The 16,278-nt window shown below is 63.9% G+C and carries 14 protein-coding genes; 5 read left to right on the top strand and 9 right to left on the bottom strand.

The window, feature by feature from the left end; genetic code table 11:
* Positions 1–27 precede the first annotated feature (27 nt).
* Entirely contained in the window at positions 28–1,095 is a 1,068-nt protein-coding gene (locus LJY18_RS04300) for a transporter substrate-binding domain-containing protein (RefSeq protein ID WP_238040554.1), read from the top strand.
* A gap of 84 nt (positions 1,096–1,179) precedes the next feature.
* Here LJY18_RS04300 and LJY18_RS04295 read toward each other — a convergent pair whose 3' ends face one another.
* The gene (locus tag LJY18_RS04295) at positions 1,180–2,553 is read right to left on the bottom strand and encodes a GTPase/DUF3482 domain-containing protein (RefSeq protein WP_238040553.1); all 1,374 of its coding nucleotides are present in this window, start codon (positions 2,551–2,553) and stop codon (positions 1,180–1,182) included.
* 126 nt (positions 2,554–2,679) lie between these two features.
* Positions 2,680–4,065, bottom strand: coding sequence for a DUF2868 domain-containing protein (locus LJY18_RS04290; protein WP_238041113.1), 1,386 nt, complete (start codon positions 4,063–4,065; stop codon positions 2,680–2,682).
* 187 nt (positions 4,066–4,252) lie between these two features.
* Between LJY18_RS04290 and LJY18_RS04285 the strand changes: the two genes are divergently transcribed.
* The 3 genes from LJY18_RS04285 (at position 4,253) to LJY18_RS04275 (ending at position 6,769) form a co-directional block, all read left to right on the top strand.
* Positions 4,253–5,485, top strand: a complete 1,233-nt coding sequence (locus LJY18_RS04285) for a GGDEF domain-containing protein (protein WP_238040552.1) — start codon at positions 4,253–4,255, stop codon at positions 5,483–5,485.
* Complete coding sequence (locus LJY18_RS04280) at positions 5,482–5,994, top strand: dihydrofolate reductase (protein ID WP_238040551.1); 513 nt, start codon at positions 5,482–5,484, stop codon at positions 5,992–5,994. The genes LJY18_RS04285 and LJY18_RS04280 overlap by 4 nt, the downstream gene beginning before the upstream one ends.
* Before the next feature lie 127 nt (positions 5,995–6,121).
* A complete protein-coding gene (locus LJY18_RS04275) occupies positions 6,122–6,769 on the top strand; it encodes a YitT family protein (protein WP_238040550.1) in 648 nt (215 codons plus the stop codon).
* A gap of 113 nt (positions 6,770–6,882) precedes the next feature.
* Here LJY18_RS04275 and ilvD read toward each other — a convergent pair whose 3' ends face one another.
* The 6 genes from ilvD to LJY18_RS04245 form a co-directional block, all read right to left on the bottom strand.
* Positions 6,883–8,730, bottom strand: a complete 1,848-nt coding sequence (gene ilvD / locus LJY18_RS04270) for a dihydroxy-acid dehydratase (protein WP_238040549.1) — start codon at positions 8,728–8,730, stop codon at positions 6,883–6,885.
* Between the two features lie 284 nt (positions 8,731–9,014).
* Positions 9,015–9,869, bottom strand: coding sequence for an ABC transporter permease (locus LJY18_RS04265; RefSeq protein WP_238040548.1), 855 nt, complete (start codon positions 9,867–9,869; stop codon positions 9,015–9,017).
* A 7-nt stretch (positions 9,870–9,876) separates the two neighbouring features.
* Positions 9,877–11,109, bottom strand: coding sequence for an ABC transporter permease (locus LJY18_RS04260; protein ID WP_238040547.1), 1,233 nt, complete (start codon positions 11,107–11,109; stop codon positions 9,877–9,879).
* A 64-nt stretch (positions 11,110–11,173) separates the two neighbouring features.
* The gene (locus LJY18_RS04255) at positions 11,174–12,247 is read right to left on the bottom strand and encodes an ABC transporter substrate-binding protein (RefSeq protein ID WP_238040546.1); all 1,074 of its coding nucleotides are present in this window, start codon (positions 12,245–12,247) and stop codon (positions 11,174–11,176) included.
* 42 nt (positions 12,248–12,289) lie between these two features.
* Positions 12,290–13,396, bottom strand: a complete 1,107-nt coding sequence (locus tag LJY18_RS04250) for an ABC transporter ATP-binding protein (protein ID WP_238040545.1) — start codon at positions 13,394–13,396, stop codon at positions 12,290–12,292.
* 276 nt (positions 13,397–13,672) lie between these two features.
* Entirely contained in the window at positions 13,673–14,869 is a 1,197-nt protein-coding gene (locus LJY18_RS04245) for a class I SAM-dependent rRNA methyltransferase (RefSeq protein ID WP_238040544.1), read from the bottom strand.
* Positions 14,870–15,081: 212 nt separating this feature from the next.
* On the opposite strand from LJY18_RS04245, the gene LJY18_RS04240 reads away from it, so the two are divergent.
* Positions 15,082–15,894, top strand: coding sequence for an HDOD domain-containing protein (locus tag LJY18_RS04240; protein WP_238041112.1), 813 nt, complete (start codon positions 15,082–15,084; stop codon positions 15,892–15,894).
* Positions 15,895–15,956: 62 nt separating this feature from the next.
* Here the strand turns inward: LJY18_RS04240 and LJY18_RS04235 are convergent, their stop codons facing one another.
* Complete coding sequence (locus tag LJY18_RS04235) at positions 15,957–16,262, bottom strand: DUF2388 domain-containing protein (RefSeq protein ID WP_238040543.1); 306 nt, start codon at positions 16,260–16,262, stop codon at positions 15,957–15,959.
* Positions 16,263–16,278 lie beyond the last annotated feature (16 nt).

Genomic DNA, 16,278 nt, shown 5'->3' with positions numbered 1-16,278 from the left:
TTTTGCCGATTGGGAAGGAGCGTGCTTGTGCCGAGGATTCTGATCATTCTGCTGCTGTGTCTGCTGGGGTTGCCCGCCGCCGCGCAGGAAGCGAGCGCGCCGGTCTTGCGGGTGGGTATCAACGAAGTGCCGCCGTTCGTCATCCGCGAGCCGGATGGTAGTTGGCGCGGCATCAGCATCGATCTGTGGAAGGCGGTCGCCGAGCAGTCGGGCTATCGCTACGAGCTGCTGCCGATGCCGTTCGAGCGCCTGTTGCCGAGCCTGGAAGACGATCAGCTGGATGTGGTGGTCGGCGCCCTGACCATGACCGCCGAACGCGAGGAACGCTTCGACTTCACTCATCCGTTCTATCGCACCGGACTGGCTATCGCTGTGCCCACGGCCAGCGAGGGCAGTGGCTGGGCCGCGGTCAAGGGTTTGCTGTCCTGGCAGTTCGTCAGCCTGATCCTCGGCCTGGCGGTGTTGATGCTGCTGGTCGGCGGGCTGGTCTGGCTGTTCGAGCGGCGGCGCAACCAGCAGCAGTTCGGCGGCACACCGGTGCAGGGGTTGGGCTCCAGCTTCTGGTGGGCGGCGGTGACCATGACCACCGTCGGTTATGGCGACAAGTCGCCGGTGACCCTGGGCGGGCGGCTGATTGGCCTGGTGTGGATGTTTGCCGGACTGATCATGGTGTCGACCTTCACGGCGGCGGTGACCAGCGCGCTTACCGTGGGCAACCTGCAGGGCGGTATCCAGGGACCGGAGGATCTGCGCCGCGCCCATGTGGCGACCATCGACAAGACCGTCAGTGCGCGCTACCTGGACAGCCAGCGGATTCGCCGTAGCGATTATCCAGGCCTGCTCGATGCGATGCGTGCGGTGCAGCAGGGCGAGGCTGATGCCGTGGTCTACGACCAGCCGATCCTGCAGTACCGCAATGGCGAGTTGGGCCAGGGCGGTTTGCGCCTGCTGCCCGGCACCTTCGAGAACCAGTCCTACGCGTTCGCCCTGGCCAACGGCAGCGCCTACCGCGAACAGATCAGCCGGGAAGTACTGCGCATGACGACCGGCGATGACTGGCGCAAGGTACTGCAGCTTTACCTGGGGGCGCCCTGAGGCGCTGCTGCGGCCCCGATCACGCCGCGCAGGACATGCACAGTCCGACCGGCCGTCGCTCGTGGCAGGCGCTATCCACTGGGCTCAGGCCACGGTAAGCGTCGTGCCCAGTCGGTCGAGCAGTTCCTGACGCTCCGCCTGGTCTAGGCGGGCGCCTGGATTGAGCGCCGACCATTCAGGATGGGCGCGCGCCTTGTGCAGGGCGTCCGGCAGTTTGCCTTCGCGCCACAGCGCCTCCTGCGGCGCGGCCAGCTGGATGGCCTGCACCGCCGCGTGGCCGCGGGCTTCCAGGGTTTGCAGCAACAGTTGCTGGCGCAGGGCGAGCAGGCGCAACACGGCGTCGTCCACCGTCAGCTCGCGCTGGCCCTTGAGTTTGCCTTTCAGGCGGGCGCCGTAGCCGCGCAGGGTCTGCGCGCTGCCGCCGATCAGGGCACCGAGTGCGGCCGCGGCGCCGAGGGTGACGCCGCCGACCAGCAGGTCGATGCCGACGCCGGTGGCGGCGCCAGCGGCCATGCCGCCGCCGACCTTGACCCCGAGCTGCTTGAGGGTTTCCGGGTTGAACAGGTCGTCGCCCCAGCGGCCGTCGAGCAAGGGCACGGCTTCGGCCTTGGCGTCGTCCTGGCGAAAGGCATACAGCCGCAGCAGCGCTTCGACGCAACGCTGTTCGCGCTGGCGGATGGTTTCGCGCAGTTCGCGGATCGCGCCCTGTTCCAGGGTTGGCTGGGCCGCCACGCTGCGGCGGCAGGCGGCGCAGTCGAGCAGCAGTTCGGCGATCAGGCGGGTGCCGTTGTGGCGGCGGGCCTGGCGCTGCACTTCATGGTCGTCGATCAGCCGCTGCAGTTGTGGCCGGGCCTTTTCCTGCAGCAGGGCCAGGCTCTCGTACAGCCGCCGTTCGCCATCCAGCGGCGGCGCCACGCTGTCGAAGGCGACCCGCGCATGCAGGCCGAGACGGGCCAGGGCTTGGTACCAGTCGTCTTCGCGGTGCTGGCGGCCGGCGACGAAGTTCAGCACCGGCAGCAAGGGGCGGCCGCACATGGAGAGGATCGCCAGTTCGTCGCGATACTTGGCCAACACCGGCTCGCGGGCGTCGATCACGTAGAGGCCGGCGTCCGAGGCGAGCAACTGGCGCAGTACCTTGGCCTCCTGTTCGAAACGCTGACGCGCCTCGCTGCTGTCGAGAAAGCGGGCCAGGCGGGAAGGGCCGTCCAGGCGTTCGCCGGGACGTTCCTGACGTTCCAGGTAGTCGAGCAGGGCGATGGCGTCTTCCAGGCCGGGGGTGTCGTACAGCTCCAGCAGGGCCTGACCGTCCACCGACAGGCGTGCGCCCTCGACATGGCGGGTGGTGCTGGCACGCGGAGAGACTTCGCCGAAGCCGACGTCGCGGGTCAGGGTGCGCAGCAGCGAGGTCTTGCCGACGTTGGTGTGGCCGACCACGGCCAGTTTGAGCGGGTGCTTCATCGTTGGCTCCGTAGGCTGGATGACGCGTTACCCATCCACCGAACAGGAGGCTGGATGAACGAGGCGTCATCCAGCCTACCCGGTTCTCGTCGCCCGGATTGCAGCCGAGCTGCGCCGCACTCGAGATCAGTCATGGCCCGTCTCCAGCCAGTTGAGCGGGGCACTGCCGCTGTGCACCAGCCGCAGCTGTTCGAGGGCTTGGTGCCAATCGTCCAGGCGAGCGCTGTCGAGGGCTGCGCCCGGTGGTGGCGGTAATAACCAGATGCGTGTGGCGCCGGCACTACGGGCCAGTTCGGCGAGGAGCGCCAGGCTGCCACGATCCGGCGAGCGCTGCGGATCGCAGGCGATGGCCAGGCGCGCCGGTGGAAAGCGGCTGAGTTGTTCGAGCAGGCGTTGGCGCTGCTCGCGGTTGTCGATCACCCCGGCATTGGCGATGCTCTTGGGCAGCGCTGGCGGCCACGCGCGGTGACTGTCCAGCTCGATGGCGACCAGCAGCGCGCCCTGGCTCTGCAGGGGGCCGGTGCCGGCTTGCGGCTGATGCAACTGCGCTGGCGCCGCATCGCTGATGCCCAGGCGTTCGCTGCTCGGCTGCAGGCGCTCACGCAGCAGACCGTAGCCAGGCAGCTCGGTATCCAGCTGCAGGGCCGCGCATCCCCGACGCCAGCGCCACAGGCAGAGCAAGGCCAGCAGCAGGCGCGGCAGCAGGCCATAGACCAGCAGCACGCCAACCAGCCAGCCGGCCCAGCTGTGGCGGGCGCTTTCACTGAGCAGGGCGCTGTCGCCGCTGGCGCGGATCATCTCGGCATCCGGCAGGGCGAAACCGAGCAGCGCCGGCAGTGTGCCGATGGCCTGGGTCAGGCCGATAAAAGTTTCGCCGCCGAGAATGGTGCTTTCCCAGACGAAACCATAGCGGCGGGTGGAGAGCAGGAGTAGCAGCGTCGCCAGGGCCGCGAGCGAGGCCAGCAGCCACAAGCCATGCACCAGCACACCGAGGCCCCAGCGACTCAGGCGTTGGCGCTGTAATAACACCAGCAGCGCCGGCGCCAGTTGCGCGGCGCTGGCGTCACGCGCGAGTTTTTCGCTGAGCCACAGCCACAACCGGCCCAGCGCGCCGGCGTTGTCCCGGCTCAGCAGCAGGCCGAGGACCCAGCCGAGCAGCATCAGTAGGTTGAGGCCCAGCAGGCTGCCCAGGGCCCAGAACACGTTGACTGGTCGCTGGCCATCACCCAGGGCCGCGCCCGCCAGGCCGATGCCGCTGAGCAGGGCCAGCAGCAACAAGGCGGCCAGCGCCAATTGCGCACCCTGTAGCCAGTGTTGCAGTGCCTGCACCTGGCCGTCGCGCTGGGCGAGGAACAGGGCGCGGGCCTGGATGCGCTGGGCCAAGGTGCCGCCATCCGCTCGGGCGCGGCGGTTGGCCTCGCTGTCTTCCAGCGGGCCGGCGTGCTCTTCGCGCAGGCGAATGGTTTCGCTTAGCCAGAGACGATGCAGGCGGTTGAGCACGGGTTTCTCGATTGGGCTCACACGGCGTTCCGTAGGGGAGTGGAAAACAGAGGATAACCGCAGCGGCCTATTGATGGCACGGCAGTAAGGACGTGTACTCTTTTGTCAGTCCGGCTAGGCTGGTGGCCAGTCGCTGCGATTTCTGCCGAATCCAGTTGTATCGACCGCCCAAGGCCCAACAATAAAAGCGAGTGCCATCGTGAAATTACCGCACCTGGAGTGGGTCAATCAGGATTCTCCCTACCTGCGTCAGCATCAGCAGGGCTTTCGGGCACTTGGTTTTGACGGTGAACTGGAGCAGGCGTTCAAGCGCTATCACGCCAATGTGTTCCTGCGCCGCATGCGCTGGGCGTTGTTGGTGGCCATGTTGCTGGCGCTGCTGTTTGTGGTGCTGGATGCGATCGGCCTGCCGGACCCACTGCGTGGCCGGATACTCGCCCTGCGTTTGGGGCTGATGCAGCCGCTGCTGCTCCTGGCTTGGCTGGCCACCTATCGGCGTGGGCTGCGCGACCACCTGCAGCTGATCGGCGGCATTGTGGCGCTAGTCTGCGGGCTGGCGGTGGCGGGTATCATTGGTTTGGCCCGCTATCACGGCTTTGCTCTGCCCTACGAGGGCATCATCCTGGTCACGGTGTTTTTCTATTTCCTGACCGGTCTACGTTGTACCACTGCCGTGCTATGCGGCTGGCTGACCTTTCTGGCGTATCTGGCCGTGGAGCTGAGCATTGGCCTGGCGGGCGAACTGCTGCTGAGCAATGCCCTGTTTCTGGCCTTGGCCAATATTATCGGCTCGGTGGGCTGCTATTCCCTGGAATATGCCACGCGGCAGAACTTCCTCGCCCATGGCCTGTTGCAGGACCTTGCCGAGAAGGACTTCCTCACCGGGTTGCTTAACCGTCGCGCCTTCACCGAGCGTGCCGAGCGCAGCTGGCGTCAGGCTCAGCGGGAAAAGCAGGCGCTGGGTGTGGTGATGATGGATGTGGACTTCTTCAAGCGCTACAACGATCACTATGGGCATGCCGCGGGTGACGAGGCGTTGCGCCAGGTTGCTCGGGTGATCGGCGAGCATGCCCGGCGGCCGCTGGATTGTACGGCGCGCTATGGCGGCGAGGAGTTTGTGGGTCTCTGGTATGGCCTGGGTGAAGACCAGCTGCTGGCGATCCTGGAGGATATCCGCAGCGCTATCGAGGCTCTGGGCCTGAGCCATGCCTGTTCGGATGCAGCCGGCGTGGTCACGCTCAGCATCGGCATGGCCTACCTCACTCCGCAACCTCATCAGAGCCTGAGCGATACCTTGCGTCTGGCGGATGTCGCGCTGTACCTGGCCAAGGAGCAGGGGCGTAACCGCGTGGTCGGCAAGCGCCAGGACGGTCAGGTGAACGGAGGGAAGGCTTCAATGATCGCCGCGGAGTCGGTATTCTCGCGCCTATGAAAAACACTCTCCCCCTCTGCCTGATCGCCGCCCTCGCGCAGAACCGCGTGATTGGCCGCGCTAATCAACTGCCCTGGCACCTGCCGGCGGACCTCAAACACTTCAAGGCGCTGACCCTGGGCAAGCCGATCATCATGGGTCGCAAGACCTGGGACTCGCTCGGCCGGCCCTTGCCGGGCCGGCTCAATCTGGTGGTCAGTCGCCAGCCCGGCTTGCAGTTCGACGGCGCGGAAGTCTTCGCTTCGCTCGAGGCGGCCATCGTGCGTGCCGAGCAGTGGGCGCGCGAGCAGGGTGTCGACGAACTGATGCTGATCGGCGGTGCGCAGCTCTACCAACAGGCGCTGCCACTGGCCGCGCGGCTGTATCTGACCCGGGTCGATATAAGCCCCGAGGGCGATGCCTGGTTTCCCGAGTTCGACGCCGCCGCCTGGCAGCGTACGGCTGCCGAGACCTTTGCGCCTTTGGCGCAATCACCGGCCTACACCTTCGAGACCTGGACACGGCGTTGAGTGTATCGAGCGTGGCGCCTGAAGTGAGGCGCCGCGCTCTGCCGTTTTCTTGACCCCAGCCAATTCGGGGCGCGCACGACAGGGCTATGCTTGGCCCTCCTGCAACAGCAATCACAGGTCATACAGCATGCGTGGAGTCGACTCCGACAGCCCTCAGGCGGATGCCATCGCCGCGATTTTCATGCGTCACCCACTGTGGGAGGATGCCCTGGCGCTGCTGATGGGCACCATGATGGTCGCACTGGGTATCGCCTTGTATGGCCATGCGGGGCTGCTGACCGGCGGTACCGTGGGTATCGCCTTCCTGCTCAAGTACCTGCTCGGCTGGTCATTTGGCTGGTCGTTCTTCCTGATCAATCTGCCGTTCTATGCCCTGGCCATCTGGCAGATGGGCTGGCAGTTCACCTTGCGCACCTTCTGCGCGGTCGGCCTGGTGTCGCTGCTGGCCGAACTGACCCCGCAGTGGATCGGCTTCGCCCAGCTGAACGTGGTCTACGCGGCCCTGTTCGGCGGTTTCGCCATGGGCCTGGGGCTGTTGATGCTGTTCCGTCATCGCGCCAGCCTGGGGGGGGTGAATATCCTCGCGCTGTTCTTGCAGGACCGCTTCGGCCTGCGCGCCGGCAAGATCCAGATGGCTATCGACGTGACTATCGTGCTGGCGGCGGTGTTCATCGTGCCGCTGGACAAGGTCGCCCTGTCGATCCTCGGCGCGGTGGCGCTGAACATGGTGCTGGCGATCAATCACCGCGCCGGGCGCTACATGGGCGTGAGCTAGGGTCTGTTGCCGTTTCGTCGCGGCAACGCGGCTCGCAACGAAACGGCAACAGACCCTCGGGCCTGAAAACAAAAGCCCGGCACTAGGCCGGGCTTCTGGGTGGGCGTGGCGCGTCAGGGCACCAGTTTGTCCAGCAATGCCTTGTCGCGTACCGCACCCTTGTCGGCGCTGGTGGCGAGCAGGGCGTAGGCCTTGAGCGCGGTGGTCACCTTGCGTGGACGGTTTTCCACCGGCTTCCAGCCCTTCTGGTCCTGTTCCACCCGGCGTGCGGCCAGTTCTTCGTCGCTGATCAACAGGTTGATCGAGCGCTCGTGGATGTTGATCAGGATCTTGTCGCCTTGGCGCACCAGGCCGATGGCGCCGCCCGCGGCGGCCTCCGGCGAGGCGTGGCCGATCGACAGGCCCGAGGTGCCGCCGGAGAAGCGCCCGTCGGTGAGCAGGGCGCAGGCTTTGCCCAGGCCCTTGGACTTCAGGTACGAGGTCGGGTAGAGCATTTCCTGCATGCCCGGACCGCCTTTCGGGCCTTCGTAGCGGATGATGACGATGTCGCCGGCCTGCACTTCGTCGGCGAGGATGCCGCGCACGGCGCTGTCCTGGCTTTCGAAGATTTTCGCGTTGCCTTCGAAGACATGGATCGACTCGTCCACCCCGGCGGTCTTCACCACGCAGCCATCGACGGCGATATTGCCGTAGAGCACGGCCAGGCCGCCTTCTTGCGAGTAGGCATGCTCGACGCTGCGGATGCAGCCGTTCTCTCGGTCGTCATCGACCGTGTCCCAGCGGGTGCTCTGGCTGAACGCGGTCTGGGTCGGGATGCCAGCCGGGCCGGCGCGGAAGAAGGTGTGCACGGCCTCATCGTCGGTCTGGGTGATGTCCCACTTGGCGATGGCTTCGGCCATGGACTTGCTGTGCACGGTCGGCAGGTCGGTGTGCAGCAGGCCGCCGCGGGCCAGGGAGCCGAGGATGCTGAAGATGCCGCCGGCGCGGTGGACGTCTTCCATGTGGTACTTCTGGATGTTCGGCGCGACCTTGCACAGCTGCGGCACTTTGCGCGAAAGACGGTCGATATCGCGCAGGTCGAAAGCGATCTCGCCTTCCTGGGCGGCGGCCAGCAGGTGCAGGATGGTGTTGGTTGAACCACCCATGGCAATGTCCAAGGTCATGGCGTTCTCGAACGCCTTGAAGTTGGCGATGTTGCGTGGCAGCACCGACTCGTCGCCTTCACCGTAGTAGCGTTTGCACAGCTCGACGGCGGTACGCCCGGCTTGCAGGAACAGCTGTTCGCGGTCGCTGTGGGTGGCCAGGGTCGAGCCGTTGCCCGGTAGGGCGAGCCCTAAGGCTTCCATCAGGCAGTTCATCGAGTTGGCGGTAAACATGCCGGAGCAGCTGCCGCAGGTTGGGCAGGCGCTGCGCTCGTATTCGGCGACCTTCTCGTCGGAGGCGCTGTCGTCGGCGGCGATCACCATGGCGTCGACCAGGTCCAGGCCGTGGCTGGCCAGCTTGGTCTTGCCAGCTTCCATCGGCCCGCCGGAGACGAAGATCACCGGGATGTTCAGGCGCAGCGATGCCAGCAGCATGCCGGGGGTGATCTTGTCGCAGTTGGAAATACACACAATGGCGTCGGCGCAATGGGCGTTGACCATGTATTCCACGGAGTCGGCGATGATCTCGCGGCTGGGCAGCGAATAGAGCATGCCGTCGTGACCCATGGCGATGCCGTCATCGACGGCGATGGTGTTGAATTCCTTGGCCACGCCGCCAGCGCGTTCGATCTCGCGGGCGACCAGTTGGCCCATGTCCTTCAGGTGCACGTGGCCGGGCACGAACTGGGTGAAGGAGTTGGCGATGGCGATGATCGGCTTCTTGAAGTCCTCGTCCTTCATCCCGGTGGCACGCCAGAGGGCCCGGGCGCCGGCCATGTTGCGGCCGTGGGTGGAGGTTTTCGAACGGTAATCAGGCATGGCGATAAGTCCTGCAGAGGCTGTTCAGGTCGCGCGTTCAGTGGTGATCGTGTGGGCGACAGCACTGGGCGCGCAACGGGCTGTTGGTGCGTATGTTGAGCTGGGTTCAGGCCCATGGCAAACGGAAGTGACCATTTGCCGGGCTGGGGCGGAGGTTGGCGCGGGGTCGGCGCCGGCTCGGCTGGGCTCAAAAATCCGCCTGGGGTGGGGCAGGAGAACGTCGATTCTAAGCCCAGGCGGTGTGGCGGCGAAAGCGCAGAGTGCTTAGTTAAAGCGTGAGCGGCTCATTCGATCAACTCGACGCCCCGCAGGCGCTCGGCGCGGCGGCGCAACAGCTCGATGGTTACCAGCAGGGCGATGGAGATCAGGATCAGCAGGGTGGCGATGGCCAGGATGCTCGGGTTGATCTGCTCGCGCAGGCCCGAGAACATTTGCCGGGGAATGGTGCGTTGCTGCGGTCCGGCCATGAACAGGATGACCACCACTTCGTCGAACGAGGTGATGAAGGCAAACAGCGCCCCGCTGATCACCCCTGGGCGGATCAGCGGCATGATGATGTCGAAAAATACCCGTAACGGCCTGGCGCCAAGATTGATTGCGGCGCGCGCCAGGGAATAGTCGAAACCGGTCAGGGTTGCGGTCACGGTGATGATCACGAAGGGCGTGCCCAGAGCCGCGTGGGCCAGGATCACGCCCAGGTAGCTGCCGGCCAGACCCAGGTCGGAATAGAAGAAGAACATCCCGGCAGCCGTGATGATCAGTGGCACGATCATCGGCGAGAGCAGCAGGGCGGTGATGAGGCGCCGGTAGGGCATATCGTCTCTGGATAGGCCAACGGCGGCGCAGGTGCCGAATACGGTGGCGAGTACGGTGGCACAGGCGCCGATCAGGAAGCTGTTCTGGATCGCCAGGATCCATTTCGGGTCATTGAAGATTTCCCGGTACCAGCGTAGCGAATAGGCTTCCGGCTGCAGGGTGAGCATGCCTTCGGTAAAGCTGAAGAACGGCTCGACGTTAAATGACAGCGGAATGATCACCACGATTGGCATGATCAAGAACAACAGCACCATCCAGGAGCTGGTTTTCAACAGCCAGGCGCCGAGGTGGTGCCAGAAGCCAAAGTAGCTGGGGATTTTCATTGTCTGCTTATCCCAGTTTGATATTGCTGGCGCCGACGAAACGGTCGTACAGCCAGTACAGCACGAGAATCAGGCCGAGCAGCAAGGAGCCCAGCGCGGCGGCCAGTTCCCAGTTGTTCGAGCGCTGCATGTGGAAGGCGATGATGTTGCTGATCATCTGCCCATCGGTGCCGCCGACCAGTGCCGGGGTGATGTAGTAACCCACGGAAATGATGAACACCAGCAACCCGCCGGCGCTCAAGCCCGGCAAGGTCATCGGGAAGTAGATCCGGGCGAAGGCCGGAATCGGCTTGGCGCCGAGTGACATGGCCGCACGCAGGTAGCTGGGATCGATGCCGCGCATCACGCTGTACAGCGGCAGGATCATGAACGGCAGGAGAATATGGGTCATGGCGATGATGGTGGCGAACGAGGTGTAGAGCATCTCGAACGGCTCATTGATCAGGCCGCTGCCGAGCAGGAATGAATTGATCACGCCGTTGGTCTGCAGCAGGGCGATCCAGGCCGTAGTACGCACCAGCAGGGAGGTCCAGAACGGCAGCAATACCAGCACCAGCATCAGGTTGGCGCGGTTTTCCGGCAGGCCGGCCAGGTAGTAAGCCAGCGGGTAGCCGAGCAGGGCGCAGAACAGGGTGATGATCAACGCCATGTTCAGGGTCTTGCCGAACAGCTGCAGGTAGATCTGCGTGTCTTCACGCACCTGGATGCCATGCTCCGGATCCAGTTCCAGATCCAGGGCGGTCAGGTAATAGTCGTAGGTGTAGACCTTGCCCGCACGTTGGATGGCATGCCAGACCTCGGGTTTGCTCCAGTTGCGATGGGCCTGCAGCAGGGTCTTGGCGCCCTCGCTCTCAAGCTGTTCGGGCTTGAGCCGACCGATGCGTCGGGCAGTGGATTTGACCACGCTGGACATCCCGGTGTAGGCGCGGTTGAACTCCTCGGACAGTTTGCCAGACAGGCGCTCCTTGGCCAGACCATTCAGCTCGCGAGCAAATATGTTCAGGGTTGTGTCATCGGGTACTGCTTTACCGTCCCAGCGCTTCAGTTCCGCCAGGGTCAGTGGGATCAGTTCGGCCACGGCCGGGTGATAGGCGCTGCGCCAGAGCATGCTGCCGATAGGCGCAACGAAGGTCAGGAGAATAAAGGCCAGCAACGGCACCACGAAAAGAAAGGCGGTCAGGCGTTTCTTGCTGCGGGCGCTGGCGGCTTGGCCGGCTTCGGTGGTGGTAAGGGATGACAAGCAGCGACTCCTCGACGGCGCAATGGCAGTGCCCCTCTCTGCGGGAGAGGGGCAGACGCAGGTATTACTTCAACAGCCACTCGTTGAATTTCTCGCCGAGCGACTCACCGTAATCCGCCCAGAACTCCGAACCGGCCTGGATGCCTTGATCCAGGTGTGCGGTCGGCAGGTGCGGTGCAGCAGCAGGGTCCATCATCGGGGTGGAGGACTTGCGGGTCGGGCCGTAGGCAACATCCGACATGCCGGCCAGTGGCTTGGATTCAGTGGCGTAGGCGATGAACTTGAAGGCCAGGTCTTTCTTCGGCGAGCCTTTCAGTACAGCCCAGGCATCGAGGTCATAGACGTGGCCGTCCCAGACGATGACGAAGGGCTTGCCTTCCTGGCGGATGGCGTCATAGAAGCGACCATTGGCCGATTGCACCAGAACCGCCCCGCCGTCGTTGAGGAGCTGGGGGGCCTGCGACCAGGAGTCGAACCAGACCACATCGTCCTTGATCGAGGCCAGCTTGTCGAAGGCGCGTTGCTGGCCTTCGGGGGTTGCCAGCACCTCGTAGACCTCGGCTGGAGCTACGCCGTCGGCCAGCAGTGCCCACTCCATATTGACTTGCGGGCGTTTGCGCATGGCGCGTTTGCCGGGGATTTTTTTGGTGTCGAAGAAGTCATTGATCGACGCGGCCTCGGTGCCACCGATGGTGTCCTTGTTGTAGGCGAACACGACCGACCAGACGATATTGCCGACTGCGCACTCATTGGACAGGGCTTCAGGGATGAAGTCCTGCTCGGCGGGGGTACCATCGACACCGGCCGGCAGGATCTCATGCGGGATGACCTCGAGCAGGCCTTCGGAGCAGGCGCGCTCGAGGTCGATTACTTCGAGGTCGACCACGTCCCACTGAATATTGCCGGACTCGACCTGGGCTTTCATCTCGGCTACGCCGCCTGAGTAATCCTCGAACAGCACCTTGACCCCGGTGTCCTTCTGGAACGGGTCGATCATGTGGGTTTTCTGTGCCGCGCCATAGGCACCGCCCCATGAGACCACGGTTAGGCTTTCTTCAGCGCTGGCTGCGAAGGTGGCCGTGCCTAACGCTGCAGCCAAAGCGAATGTGGAAAAGCGGGTGGTCAGTGATCTAGCCATTGCTGTGCTCCATTGCTTTTAGTTGTGTGGTTATTGCGTCGTCTAAGTAGCTGGTCGGTCGAGCGCCTGGCTGTCTTGGGGGAGCCAGGCCAGAGCGACCTCATCCTTGTGGCTGAACTGCGGGGCCGAGCTGTCGTTCAGGTTCTTCACCACCAGTTCGGTCCCATCGCTGGTCTCGAAGTGGTAGCGAATGTATTCGCCGACATAGTGGCGGGTCACGAAGCGCGCCTTGACCTGGTTGCCGGCAGTGCCAAGGCGGTCGGTGAAGGTGAGTTTTTCCGGACGAATCGAGACGGTGGTCGGCAGGCCGACTTCGCAACAGTTGGCCTTCAGGCTGCTGATCAGGCCGCCATCTTCCAGGCGCACGTCGACGGTGTCGTTGCCAACCGACTCGATGGTGCCCTTGAGCTTGTTGCTTTCGCCGATGAAGTCGGCGACGAACAGGTTGGCCGGACGCTCGTACAGCACGTGGGGCGCGGCACATTGCTGGACGATGCCGTTGTTGAACACGGCGATGCGGTCGCTCATGGTCAGCGCTTCGGTCTGATCATGGGTGACATAGATCACCGTGAAGCCGAGCTGCTCGTGCAGGCGCTTGATCTCGAACTGCATCTGTTCGCGCAGCTTCTTGTCGAGGGCGCCGAGTGGCTCATCCATCAAGACGATATCCGGAGCGAAGATCAGCGCGCGGGCCAGGGCCACGCGCTGGCGCTGGCCGCCGGACAGTTGCCCGGGAAAGCGGTTGCCGAAATCCAGCAGTTCGACCAGCGACAGGTACTCGTCGACCTTGGTATTGATTTCGTCTTTGGGCCTTTTGCGAATTTTCAGCGGGTAGGCGAGGTTTTCGCGCAGGGTCATGTGTGGAAACAGGGCGTACTGCTGGAACACCATGCCGATGTTGCGGGCATAGGGCGCGATGCTGGTGACTGAACGGCCGTTGATCAGGATCTCGCCGCTGGTCACGTCCTCGAAGCCGGCAAGCATCATCAGGCAGGTGGTCTTGCCGGAGCCGGAGGGGCCGAGCAGGGTGATGAACTCACCCTTGGCCACATCCAGGTTGAAATCCTTGACCACCAGGGTCTTGTGGTCGTAGGTCTTCTTCACATTGGTGAATTGTAGAAACGGTTTGTCCCCAGCTTGCTCAGCCATAATCCTCCCCAGCTTCCCATCAAAACAGGTGTCCAGCTTGTGGCTTTCACCCGAACGCTTCAGCCAGCGGTCCCATCCTGCGTGAGGGTGGGACCGCTGTTATATAAATAACCAAAAGCAATAAGCGCGCCAGCCAGCAATAACCGTGCACGGCTGCGCCGCGCATGTTCCTAAGCCTAGTTCAGCTTGGGATTTGCGCTAGATGGGTGGGAGAAGTAGTAACAACAACGGGGAGGGGGAGGTACCTGCCGAAACGCACTCGGCAGGTGCAGGGGCTCAATTGTTGGGCAGTAGACGGCAGGTCAGCGACTTGATGTAACGGGTCTCGGCGATGGCTGGGTGGACCGGATGATCGGGACCCTGGGCGCCGCGTTCGAGCAGCTGGATATTGCGATCCAGGTGGCGGGCGCTGGTCAGCAGGATGTTCTGCAGGTCGTCTTCCGGCAGGTGCATGGAGCAGGAGGCGCTGACCAGGATGCCGTCCTTGTTGAGCAGGCGCATGGCCGCTTCGTTGAGGCGACGGTAGGCGGCCTCGCCGTTTTTCAGGTCCTTCTTGCGCTTGATGAAGGCAGGTGGATCGGCGATCACCACGTCGAAGCGCTCTTCGGCGTTTTTCAGTTCCTTGAGGGCGGCGAACACGTCGCCTTCGATGCAGGCAACTTGTTCGGACAGGCCGTTGAGGGCGGCGTTGCGCTCCACCCCATCGAGGGCGAAGGCCGAGGCGTCCACGCACATCACTTCAGTGGCGCCGAAGGCCGCCGCTTGCACACCCCAGCCGCCGATATAGCTGAACAGGTCGAGCACGCGCTTGCCTTTGACGTACGGCGCCAGGCGTGCACGGTTCATCCGGTGGTCGAAGAACCAGCCGGTCTTCTGCCCCTCGATCACCGGCGCTTCGAACTTCACCCCGTTCTCTTCCAGCGCCACCCATTCCGGCACCACACCGAAAACGGTGTCGACATAACGCTCCAGACCTTCGGCGTCGCGGGCGGCGGAGTCGTTCTTGAGCAGGATGCCGCTCGGCTTGATCACCTGGATCAGCGCGGCGAGCACCTCATCCTTGTGCCGCTCCATGGTGGCGGAGGCCAGTTGCACCACCAGGATGTCGAAGAAGCGATCCACCACCAGACCCGGAAGCAGGTCGGAGTCGCCGAATACCAGGCGGTAGCAGGGCTGGTCGAACAGGCGCTCGCGCAAGGACAGGGCGACGTTGATGCGGTGTACCAGCAGGGACTTGTCCAGTACATGCTTGACGTCGCGCGACAGCAGGCGGGCGCAGATCAGGTTGTTCGGGCTCAGCGCGACCACCCCCAGAGGCTTGCCACCGGCGGCTTCGAGGATCGCCTGATCGCCTGCGGCAAAGCCATGCAACGGCGTGACGGCGACATCGATTTCGTTGCTGTACACCCACAGGTGGCCGGCCCGCAGGCGTCGATCGGCGTTGGCTTTAAGCCGCAAGCTAGGCAGGGACATGGGGTGTTCTCCAGAAAAAGAGCGCGATTATAGCTGGTTCGCCAAGCGCAGGCGCAGGTCGGACGGGCTTTCCATCGAGCCGCTGAATGTTTGCGGCTTGCTCGGGTGGGGGGCAATCCGGCTACACTCTGGCCTTCTGCCATCAATGTCGACTAGCCATGGCCCACGCGCTCTCAGCCGAACAGATCCACAAAGCCCTGCAAGGCATCAGCGTGCCGCCGCAGCCACAGATCATGGTCGACCTGCAGATGGAGCAGGTCATGCCCAGTCCCGACCTGAAGGCCATTGCCAAGCTGATCAGCCAGGATCCCGGGTTGTCCGGAGCGTTGTTGAAGATCGTCAACTCGCCGTTCTTCGGCCTGACCAACCGCATCGCCTCGATCCAGCAGGCGGTCAACCTGCTCGGGTGCGACACGGTGATCAACCTGATCAATGCCCAGTCGATCAAGGGCGAGCTCAGCGACGAGGCGATAGTCACCCTCAACCGCTTCTGGGATACCGCCCAGGACGTGGCCATGACCTGCCTGACCCTGGCCAAGCGGATTGGCTACCAGTCGCCGGATGAGGCCTACACACTCGGGCTGTTCCATAACTGCGGGATTCCGCTGATGGTCAAGCGTTTCCCCGGTTTCATGACGGTGCTGGAGGAGGCCTATTACAGCGCCAATGCCGGGTTGCGGGTGGTCGACACCGAGAATCGCCTGCTCAATACCAATCATGCGGTGGTCGGCTATTTCACCGCCAAGTCGTGGAACCTGCCGCTGCACCTGTGCGAGGCCATCGCCAGTCACCACGACGCCTTGGCGATTTTCAGCGACGACTCTGGTCGCGATGCGCAGCTGAAGACCCTGTTGGCGATTCTGAAGATGGCCGAGCACATCTGTGAAAGCCACCGGGTGCTGGGTGGCCAGGCCGCGGACCACGAGTGGCAGAGCATCGAGCAGTTGGTGCTGGAGTATGTCGGCCTGTCCGAGTCCGACTTCGAGTACCTGCGCGAGAGCATCCGCGAGCTGGGCGAGGCCTGACCCGCCGCGGCCGCCAATTGGTCAGGGTTGGTCACGCGGCCGCGGCATGTCCAGCGGACCTGCTACTGCTGCTCGGCGGCGAGGATGGCGCTGGCCAATTGCATGTCGCTGGCCTGCAGGTCGGGATGTTCGGCGCGTAATTGCCTGAGCGCCGCTTCCAGGTAAGGCCCGCGAATTTCCCCGCCGCTGGCGACATAGCTGCTGGCATCGTCACGCGCAGGCACGATCAGCTTCTTGTCCTTGAAGGTCAGGTAGGTCGAGGCGGTGGTCGCGCCGGACGAGAGGATGTCGCGCACCGTGCTGTCCGCGAATGTCGGCGCAGTGAACACGAAGAGCGCACTGAAGAGTAAGGCTGCAAGGCGATTCATAGGGGTAACTCCTCAG

Origin of the sequence: Pseudomonas sp. MMS21 TM103 (assembly GCF_022132145.1) — a bacterium.
Taxonomy (GTDB): Bacteria; Pseudomonadota; Gammaproteobacteria; order Pseudomonadales; family Pseudomonadaceae; genus Aquipseudomonas.
Note: the sequence above shows the minus strand (reverse complement) of the source record. Positions and strands in the feature narration are given on the sequence as shown.